The sequence below is a fragment of the Paenibacillus oleatilyticus genome (genome assembly GCF_018998565.1).
GTDB classification, from domain to species: Bacteria; Bacillota; Bacilli; order Paenibacillales; family NBRC-103111; genus Paenibacillus_G; species Paenibacillus_G oleatilyticus.
Genome location: NZ_JAHNZO010000041.1, coordinates 45,750 through 55,560 on the forward strand (window position 1 = coordinate 45,750; position 9,811 = coordinate 55,560).

Here is a 9,811-nt window from a genome sequence, read left to right on the forward strand (position 1 = left end):
TGATTGGTAGGGATTGAGGTTTTTGAAAAGAAAAATTGACGAAGTGGATGGCTATAAGATTCATTTATGCAAATAAAATTCGTAATTCATTGGATTAGTGGTGAAAACAATGCATTAATTTCGAATTATGATGAGTGCATTTCTTGAAATAAAATAGGAATTTGCCGCTCCCTAGAGAATGGTAAATTCCTATTTTGCCTTGATTTGAATCTACTAGTTGCCCAAAGTGATGTATATGTCAGCAGTCGATCTTCCGATATTGTCAATAATAACAAAATATGTGCCTACATCAAGATTGACACGATGCGCTTCACTTGCTCGCCCGTATACGGTTACTGAAGGATAACTGCCACTGTAATTAGCCTTGAGAACACTATACCTAACTATTGGATCTTCTTCGTTTGAATAAGTTGCTCTTTGATTAATCCGTAGAATCGCCGTATGAGGGGAAGTTGATTCATATATTCCCTCAGGCCATGTTGATACCGATGCCCCCCGAGGAAGAGCAGGTTCCTCAGCCCACATATTACCTAATGCAGCAATGCTCTTTACCTGTGCTTCTGGCTGTTTCTCAGGGAATACTGCTGGGCTGGTTGCTGCTAAAGCTGATTGTGCCAAGAGTGCCATACTACCACCGATAATCAGAGTTGGTACAATTTTTTTTAACTTCATTCAGATACCTCCTAAATTTTTTAGCGAGTTTGAAGTGAAGTGACAACCAAAATATACCATATAATGAATTGCATGTAAATAAAATTTGTGATTAAAGTTCTGAAGCATACAATAAAATCCGCATTTTATATTAAATAGAAGGGAAAGAATCTGTAGAGTACTATGGTTGGATAATAAAAAGGACACATTAAAAAAGTGTCCTAAGTAATGCTATCGGTGGATAATTGCATGCATTGTGCTAAAAATTTGAACCCCTCTTTAGACGTTTGGGTTCTATTTTCTGTTTTTTTCTACCTTTTTCGACTTCTGTCTTTGAAAGATGTGGTATAATTTTACTATTAAGACAATTCGAAAACCAAGACTATAGAGGGAAAGATATGACATTCCTTGAGAAATGGCTCTATATTATCCGCAACTGTTCGTTTGATAACAGTTATAAAGCAGCATGGGCCAAGGCAATCACCGAAATTGCTGTAGAATATGATTTTCACCAACCAATTGGAAGCACGATGCAAATTGGGCTTGAAGACATTGCTAAGAAGGTGATTAGATACTACTTCGAGCAAACGATCTTTTTTGATTTAAAGCAAAGCCCTAACCCTAATAAACCGCCGAAGATCGTATCCTTAGTGAAGGAGTTAATTGCTGAGTATCAGAAAGTAACGCAAAGCGCTCAACCGGTTAAATGGTTTCGGTCTAACATTGAGGTAATTTGTAAGATGCAGCTTGAAAAGACGGTAAAGCAAGTGAAAACCGCTTTAAAGGTTGACGTAAGTTACCGCTTTTTGACTGTTGAAGGAAAAGTGGTTGAAGATGTTTACAATTATGAACGGAACGCAGATTTCTTATATATAGCTGCTGATAATATGAGAGAACTGAAAGAGAATAGTTTAATCGTATTTGACGCGATCAATTACAGATGGTCGCAAATGCTTGAAAATTTCAATCATTCGCCGCGCATATGCAAGAAGGTAAAGATTATTGATGAAGATAAAGTCAGACGCAAACCGTTGACTAAATTTTTTCAACTTATTGCTGCGGAAAATCCGGACCATATTTGTTTTCATTGTGGGAATAAAATCATTGATGAGACTCCCGCTATTGACCATGTAATTCCTTGGTTGTATTTATATAGCGATGACTTATGGAATTTGGTCTATTCTCACCAAACATGCAACTCAAGCAAATCAAATGTCATTCCAAGCGAAATAACGATACAGAGATTGGAAGAAAGAAATTCAAAGTTACTCGCCATTTTTATGAACCAGGGACAAAAGAATAAGCATGTTTCAGAGCTTGAAATGGCTATTACAATGGCCTAGTCAGAAAGTTTTGGATCTCATGCCAAGGGTAGTCAGAGAGGAGAACGTAGGATGATTATCTACAACAAACTCGTAAGAGATAAGATACCGCAGATTATTGAATCATCAGGGAAACAAGCTGAAATTAGAGTTTTAGATGACGCCGAATACAAGAGGATGTTGAATATTATGCTTCAAGAGGAACTGGATGAATTTATCGAGGCTGGAGAAGATGAGAAAATACCGGAATTGGCTGATCTGGTCGAGGTTGTTTATGCAATATTGGAGCATAAGGGGATCAGTATAGAGGAGTTTGAACGAATAAGGAAGGAGAAGAAAGAGAAGCGAGGTGAATTTGGAGAAAGATTATTGCTTGTTAAAGTTGAGTAACCTGCGAGGTCTACATGGAAAGATGATACACTTTTCCGTTAATGGTGTTGGATTATCTTGGAGAATAAAAGTCTGATTTCATTTTGAATTAAAGGGGATTCAAAGTATGAAAGAAAAAAATGAATGGTCAGAACCTGATAGTTTTGGTGTAGTGTTTCGTTGCACATCACAAAAATATGCTGAAACCTTATTGAAAAAAGGTGAAATCAAATTTAGTACTCCAAGTTCTTGGGTCAAATATGCTTTTGAGAAAGGGGAAGGACGTGGAGATAAATTAGAAGGCACAATAGCAACATGTAATGCGTTTGATCTTGATCAACTAATTAAACTAAACCAGAAGTATAGTAAATATTCTGATTTGGTACGCATGTCCATTGGTAATCGTGTCTATTTAAAGAGGTCTCGGAATATGGAATTGCCATGTTATTGCTTTTATGTATTAAAGCAAAGCATGTTTGAGTGCCCAGAAGTTGAGGGGAAGCATAAAATAAAAACAGTAGTACAAGCATCATATTTTAGAGATTTCATGGATGATTTAGACCCTCAAATTGTAGATCAATTAGATCCAAAAGATAAACCCGCTGTTGTATTTATCAATGATTATAAGGAATTTCAACAAAGGATTGTTAATGCCTTGACGGCATTAGGGTTAAAAAAAGAAGAAATAATTATTACAACTGTTACTTATATTGATTTTAATAAATATGATGAAAATGGTTGGTGGGATTTTGGACAGAAATCCCCATTGGAATTGGCAATTAAGCATAGTCGGTTCGAAAATCAAAGTGAGGCAAGAATTATTATAAACACTGATAATGAAGAAATTAAACGTAAACTAGAAAAACCTATCAAAATAGGATCTTTAGAAGATATTGCAACAGTAAGCAATGAATATTTTCACGAGGGAATAGCTGTAGAAATTACTGTTGATATGGAATCGATTCAATAAATCATTTTGAAGTCATTTCAATGACTAAAACAACATTTGATTGTCATAAGCGTTGAATTAGAATCAGTATGAAACACGGATTTCATGAGGAGTGAATAACTATTATCACTGTAGCTAATTTTCGTGTTTCTGCAAGAAATACATATGACAGAAAAGAATGTTGCAGATATAGTATGGTTCGGAGTTGGGACGCGACAAAGGACAAAGCGACAATTATAATGTTTAATCCAGCAAGAGTTAACCCTGTGCCGTTTAGGCTAGGATCAACCTTGAGTAACATTGAAATACATCTCGAAAAAGAGAATATCGGCTCATTTGAAGTGGTAAATCTTTATCCTTACACTGCAGATAAAAAAGACTTGCTACCAAAAGATAAACGTAAATTTGATGAAAATAATTACAAATATATTGAAGAAGCAGTGAACAGTTCTGATATTGTGGTGCTGTTTTGGGGAAATGATAATATAGCAAGTAGAAACCCTAAGTTTGTTGAATTATTAATGCGGAACACAGAAAAGCTTAGATGCTTTAGGGTGACTTCTAAGAATTGTCCTGATTATATATATGGACTTAGTTCAGCTCATTCTTTGCAAAAATGTGTAATAAGTGAAAATGGAGATGTTGCAATAAAAAACTGATTTTATGGAAAGTGAGTTGATATTGTGAAGTATAAGGCAATTATCAATGACATAGACGGCTATTCGATAAGCGCTGCATATGTTACAGATAGAATTAAAAAATCTGATCAACCACGATATGATAATTCGCCCGACTATGTAGGAGGGAATGGGTTATACATTGCAAATAAAGACCGTGAACATTTAGGGACAGTGTTGTATTTATACTTATATATTTTCGATCTTGATAAAAAAATCAAAATAGATATTCGAGACTATGTACTTCAAGAAAATAAAATGAAAAAGGTGTCGGATAAATTATTTGAATATATCTACGAGAAAAATGTTAAAAACAAAGTGTATGTTACAAACGACAGCGGTCACTGGGAACTGTACGATTACAGTCAACTTGAAATTGTTAGACCAAAGAAATCCAAAAAGAAAAAGCAATAAAACGGAGATTTCATTGCCACGAAAGGAGAATCTGATACATTGGATAATAAATATTTAGTCGAATATGAGTATAGGAAGTCCGATGAATTGGAACCAAAGACAGATCAGACTGTTGTAGAATCCTTTTCTGAGAGCGATGCCCGAAAACAAGTTATAGTAAAGGCAATAGAAGATTTGAATCGTTCGGATATTAAAATTCTGTATGTGCGACAACTAAGAAAATCAGAATTAAGATAAAAGATTGGTTTTATAAGGGGAAAACAAATGCTAGTTATTCTCGGCAAAGCTGGTAAATCTAGAATACTTGAAAGAGAAATGAAAGCGTATAGCAAAGAGAAGGTGCTTTTGATTGATCTTGTAGGGGTTCCAGCATTACAAAGTCACACAGCATGGACAACTTCAGTTGAAACTTACCAAGATGTGATTGCATTGCTAATGGAAATAGAACAGAACGAAAATTTCAATGAAGTGGAAATGATTGTTCTGGAGTTTAATGCAAAAATCGAGGTAGCACGTTATTATCTGGGCTGGGAGAAGCGTCTAGGAAAGAAATTTGTTATTACTATTCAAGATACCGAAGTTGATGATTTATTCGTTTTCGAAATGACAATGCCACAGTAAAGTGTCGATAAAATACTAGTTTTATGGGAGGTAAGAATAGTATGGATAATAATGTGGTAAGTTTTCCAATAGGTTTTTATCAAATGAAAAAGAATGAACTAGGGGAACGATTTCTTCCATGTGAAGTATCAGGCAGATGGATGGAAATTGTAGGGGGTTCAAGAGATAATAAATTTATTATTGCAAATGTAATGACATTGGGCTCTGATGATGAGGAACGAAAAATATGTGAACTAATTCTACATACAAAGGATATTATCAATCTTGCAGAACATTTAAAAGAGAATAAAAATTGACTTTCATGGGGGAACCTATGCCGATCGAAGAAGACAAATCTGCCGTAAGATTTGTATATGCCCTTAAACTGGAGCACGGGAAGTACTATGTAGGCCATACAACTACTGAGAAACGATTAAAAAAGCATTTCAATGGTAAAGGTTCTGTTTGGACTAGACAACATCCTCCGATAAAGATTGTTGAAAAAATCCAATTAGGTGAGGTTACATACAGTAAGGCTGAAGAAGTTGAAAACGAAATTACCTTAAAATATATGAAGAACTATGGATGGAAAAATGTTCGTGGTGGGTATTTTATTTATTCAGATGTGGAAGAGACTAGAAGGAATCTACAAGGTCACAAAAAGAAACAATCCTTAAATATTGATTTTGAGTTGGATTAGATCACTATGAAAGTTCACTTTTATTTGCATTTTAATGGAGGTTAGATTATTGACTACAACAATTGTTGTATTTTTAATAATTATAATTATTATTTCCTCAATCTTTGGCGGTTCAAATAAGCGTCGATATAGACAAACAGGATATTCTAGAAACTATGGTAGATACAATGAAATGAAAGAGCAGAGAGAACAGGAAAGAGCTCTTAGGTACTTAGAAAGACAGCAAAAGAGCAGTCAGGGGTATTTAAAAGGAAATGGGGCAATCTTTAAATCACAATCCCAAAAATCACAATTCACTCAATCGTATAAGAGAAGGTTCAAATAAAAGGTCATTTTATGCAAATAAGGAGAAATATTTATATGCGGCCGCCATCTTTGGAACGCCTTATTGAACATTTTGAACTTTACAGGACAATGGAAAACGATGAAATAGCAAAGAACCAATTAAACAAATAGCATTAATCAAGAATTATGAATTTACCTCTGAACTGGTAGAAATCTTGGTGCGGTTTGGAAATGGAATATCTCCTGAACAATTTCGTGTACTAATAGATCCGCTGAGAAATGCAATATGTAAATAAGATATCGTTTTTAACGGGTAACATTAATAAAGTTACAAAGAAATAATGACGCAGAGGTAGATAATATGATTTATTCTTTGGATTATGCAGCTGAAACTATATATGATTCCAAAACGAAAGAATACTTCAAAGAAGCATTAGAAACTTATCAAACTGGAAACTATAGGTCGTCCGTTGTTATGCTCTATACTGTAGTTCTATGTGATTTGTTGTATAAATTACAAGATTTACGAGATTTATACTCCGATGATACAGCGAATCAGATCCTCAAAAAAATAGAGCAGCACCAAGTAACAAATCCAAAGTCTCCTGAATGGGAAAATATTTTGGTTGATGAGATAAAACAAAGAACAAGTCTCTTAGAGTTAAGCGATTTAACAAACATAGAACATTTGAAAAATCACAGGAATCTATGTGCGCATCCAGCAATGAATATTAATTTTCAATTGTACAGTCCGTCAAAAGAAAATGTTAGATCCCACCTTAGAAATATGCTAGAAGGAGTCTTGACTAAGCCTCCACTTCTTTCTAAAAAAGTGTTTAGTGAGTTTATTCAAGAGATATCTAGAATAAAAGACAGAAGATTGACAGACGAGGAATTAAAGAAGTACCTTGATTCAAGATACTTTAAAAACTTAAAAGTTGATGTTAAAAAAGAAATATTTAAGAGTCTTTGGAAATGTGTTTTCATCTTAAAAAATGTAGACTGTGATGAAAACCGATCGATAAATTGGCAAGCCTTAAAGGTAATGTTCCAGTATGATAAGTTTATTCATATAGAGCAAATAAAGGCTGATAGTCATTATTTTGGAAACATTAATCAAGATTTGGGATTCACATGGATTAATGAATTTTTGTGTGTATTCCCAGAAGTATTTCAAATATTATCAGATTCAGCTAAAACATTAATTAAAGCAAGTTTAGATGACAATGATCAGATTTTAGCGTTTTATCTTTCAGATAATATTGAAACGCATATTGAACGATAAAAAGTATTGAGGATAATTTATCATATAAATTCAATGAAAGTAAATTATTCCAATTGTATTCGTTGTTATATCCAGACTTTAAAGGAGAACTTATTGATCTAATGGTTGAATTATTTGAAAATAGCGGAAGTTATGCCGAAGCGGACGCTCGCTATGATATTTTGATTTCACCGCAGTTAATTGATTTCAATGAGTCGCAAACAATTAAGTTGCTTGAAGCGATTGAAGGTAATTCCCAAATATATAGAAGAAGAGACTTTAGTAAGACTCTTTCAGAAATAAACACACATTGCAATAGAATTTTACCTTCAAATTTTGACTATTCCCCCTATTCGAAGTTAAGAAGATAGCGTATATTTCCAATTTTTTATTTTAATTGAGCATTTCATTGAATAGAGAAATAAAGAGAAACGAGTTCCAGTACTAATTTAAGTACACGATAAAATGAGGAATGACAAAACGAGATGGATAATTGACAGAAATAGGAGAGTTTTAAAATGAGCATGTATGAATATTTCAAAGATATATTTACAGGAGCATTAATTCCAATTGCCGCGGTTTATCTTGGAGCGAAGGTAACAAGGAATATTGCTGAAGAAGCACAAAAACGTAATGAAACTATTCAAAAGCAAAAAATTCTCTCACTTATGCGTCATGAGATATCCTCATTTTTAAAACACTATGAAGAAAAACAAACATATAGATCAAGGGTTTTTGTAAGTGGAGATTTGCTTATTAATTCTACACTGTTTACTATACAAGATCATGAAGATCTAATACAAGGTACATTGGATGCAATACGTGAATTTGAAGCGCTAAAGATTGCAATTGAATCCCTTCCGGCAATGGTAAATCCGCTAATTTCAGCAATGATTGATCAACAATATACTGAAAGTGGGATTTTTTCTACATTTAAAAAATTGCTTTCACCAAACATACCTCAAAGTGAGTCGATGACACTAATCGATAAATTTTCAGAAGAAGTAATTCGACAGTCATCTGAGAAGATTTACAATGAGCTCAAAAAGTTACTTGAGGTTGTGGACAAATATTTTTTGAATTAAGTATAAGTACTGCCAACTTTAAGGAAGATGAAATATCGAATTTGAAAGGAAAGGCTGAAATTAAAAAACGTGTAGTATCATTTGAATCGAAATCGATAATGTGTATACTTATTTACAGGGAGTGAAAAAATATTTGCGTCAAAATATATTAAACCTCGTTGTGATTTTTGCGACGTAGAATTAGAGTTGTGTCAGGAATACTTATACTATGAGACAAGAAAGATACTTGGAAGTGGCATGTCAAGTAAGTAGCGCACAAATAAACCACATGATGGCATGTTACATACACTAAATATTTTAAGGTGCCTAAATTACACTTTAAGATATGAATTAGACTTAATAAACACGGTCAAATAATTAAAGTTGGACATGAAAAAATAACATTTCAAAGCACAAGCAATCCATTATAAGCAATCTTATGAAATGTGACTTTTAAAGGGCGGATATTCCGTCTTGGTTTATTGATGGATATGGTAGACTTCATCTAAAAGGTGCTCCTTCCTTTGGCGGTGTTCTCGACAAACACATTCTACCAAAGAAACGGAGCCCTTTTCAGGTTTTCAAAGAAGAACGTTACTTTCGATATTCAGGATAAATATTCTAATTTCTTAGAGGCCACGTTTCTTCATTATATAAATTTACAATTATTATACTATCATCTTGATGTGCTGCTACTATCCTCCATTCATGAAGCTCTCGATTTGCCACTTTTTCTAAGTAAATATCCCAAATTATTGCTAACTGATTTTCAGTTAGTATTTTTTCTAACGATTTTTTTTCTATTAATAAACCTGTGTTATATCCTTCCAAAGCCATATCATAACAAATAAGTTGTCCATCATTATTAAACCAATATCCCTCTTTAAGTTGTTTTAAACCAAGTTTATTTATAATAAACTCTGAAGGCATTAAATAACTAAGGGACCCTTCAATTGAATTATCATACCCTTTTTCCCATAAATACTCTAATGTAGTTGTTTTCAGTTCTTCATCAACTTCTTCGTATGAATTAACTTCTAATTGGTACTCCCTATATGCTTGACTCCAGTAATATTCACGTGCAAATATTTGATAGACGGACTCCCAATGACTACTATATGAGTAATCATGCACTTTTTTGTTTTTTGAATACTCGTTCACTTTGTTGTGTGGTACTAATAAAGCGGTTGTTTTTATGAATAACTCTTTTCTATCAGAATAGTCATCCTCATTGCTTCCTTCTAACCATTTAATATGAGAACTTAGCAAAATATATTCATTTGTATTTCTTTTTGTATAGATTAATTTTTCAAACGCAGGAATTTCTTCGGGATTATGAACCCATTTATCCAGATTGTTGTCAGGGATACGAAAAATGTTATTAAAGTAGTTCTTATTTTCTTTAGTATGGGTTATTAAAATAGTGGGATCGATGTCCCTGAGTCTGTCAAGAATTTTGTGTAAGCTCTCAAAATCGATCTATCAAACTGCGGTGCCGCGGCTTGACATGGAGCCT

Annotated in this window: 14 protein-coding genes; 12 read left to right on the top strand and 2 right to left on the bottom strand. The window is 33.6% G+C overall.

Annotated features, from left to right (window positions below; all coding sequences use genetic code 11):
* Positions 1–213 precede the first annotated feature (213 nt).
* Positions 214–672 (bottom strand): hypothetical protein, encoded by a 459-nt coding sequence (locus KQX66_RS33250; protein WP_216797841.1) that lies wholly within the window; start codon positions 670–672, stop codon positions 214–216.
* 377 nt (positions 673–1,049) lie between these two features.
* On the opposite strand from KQX66_RS33250, the gene KQX66_RS33255 reads away from it, so the two are divergent.
* From KQX66_RS33255 to KQX66_RS33310, 12 genes are all read left to right on the top strand, one after another.
* Positions 1,050–1,994, top strand: coding sequence for an HNH endonuclease (locus KQX66_RS33255; protein WP_253957600.1), 945 nt, complete (start codon positions 1,050–1,052; stop codon positions 1,992–1,994).
* A gap of 51 nt (positions 1,995–2,045) precedes the next feature.
* Positions 2,046–2,363: a nucleoside triphosphate pyrophosphohydrolase gene (locus KQX66_RS33260; RefSeq protein WP_216797842.1), complete on the top strand. Its 318-nt coding sequence runs from the start codon at positions 2,046–2,048 to the stop codon at positions 2,361–2,363.
* Between the two features lie 106 nt (positions 2,364–2,469).
* Positions 2,470–3,312, top strand: a complete 843-nt coding sequence (locus KQX66_RS33265; protein ID WP_216797843.1) for a hypothetical protein — start codon at positions 2,470–2,472, stop codon at positions 3,310–3,312.
* Between the two features lie 173 nt (positions 3,313–3,485).
* Positions 3,486–3,950: a DUF1643 domain-containing protein gene (locus tag KQX66_RS33270; RefSeq protein ID WP_216797844.1), complete on the top strand. Its 465-nt coding sequence runs from the start codon at positions 3,486–3,488 to the stop codon at positions 3,948–3,950.
* A gap of 24 nt (positions 3,951–3,974) precedes the next feature.
* Positions 3,975–4,382 (top strand): hypothetical protein, encoded by a 408-nt coding sequence (locus KQX66_RS33275; RefSeq protein WP_216797845.1) that lies wholly within the window; start codon positions 3,975–3,977, stop codon positions 4,380–4,382.
* A 264-nt stretch (positions 4,383–4,646) separates the two neighbouring features.
* The gene (locus KQX66_RS33280) at positions 4,647–5,003 is read left to right on the top strand and encodes a hypothetical protein (RefSeq protein WP_216797846.1); all 357 of its coding nucleotides are present in this window, start codon (positions 4,647–4,649) and stop codon (positions 5,001–5,003) included.
* A gap of 41 nt (positions 5,004–5,044) precedes the next feature.
* A complete protein-coding gene (locus KQX66_RS33285) occupies positions 5,045–5,299 on the top strand; it encodes a hypothetical protein (protein ID WP_216797847.1) in 255 nt (84 codons plus the stop codon).
* Positions 5,300–5,316: 17 nt separating this feature from the next.
* Positions 5,317–5,682, top strand: a complete 366-nt coding sequence (locus KQX66_RS33290; RefSeq protein ID WP_216797848.1) for a GIY-YIG nuclease family protein — start codon at positions 5,317–5,319, stop codon at positions 5,680–5,682.
* Between the two features lie 49 nt (positions 5,683–5,731).
* Positions 5,732–6,007 (top strand): hypothetical protein, encoded by a 276-nt coding sequence (locus KQX66_RS33295; protein ID WP_216797849.1) that lies wholly within the window; start codon positions 5,732–5,734, stop codon positions 6,005–6,007.
* Positions 6,008–6,328: 321 nt separating this feature from the next.
* The gene (locus tag KQX66_RS33300; RefSeq protein ID WP_216797850.1) at positions 6,329–7,252 is read left to right on the top strand and encodes a hypothetical protein; all 924 of its coding nucleotides are present in this window, start codon (positions 6,329–6,331) and stop codon (positions 7,250–7,252) included.
* Between the two features lie 101 nt (positions 7,253–7,353).
* Positions 7,354–7,602, top strand: coding sequence for a hypothetical protein (locus KQX66_RS33305; RefSeq protein ID WP_216797851.1), 249 nt, complete (start codon positions 7,354–7,356; stop codon positions 7,600–7,602).
* A 147-nt stretch (positions 7,603–7,749) separates the two neighbouring features.
* Positions 7,750–8,316: a hypothetical protein gene (locus KQX66_RS33310; RefSeq protein ID WP_216797852.1), complete on the top strand. Its 567-nt coding sequence runs from the start codon at positions 7,750–7,752 to the stop codon at positions 8,314–8,316.
* Between the two features lie 600 nt (positions 8,317–8,916).
* Here the strand turns inward: KQX66_RS33310 and KQX66_RS33315 are convergent.
* The gene (locus KQX66_RS33315) at positions 8,917–9,564 is read right to left on the bottom strand and encodes a hypothetical protein (RefSeq protein ID WP_216797853.1); all 648 of its coding nucleotides are present in this window, start codon (positions 9,562–9,564) and stop codon (positions 8,917–8,919) included.
* Between the last annotated feature and the right edge of the window lie 247 nt (positions 9,565–9,811).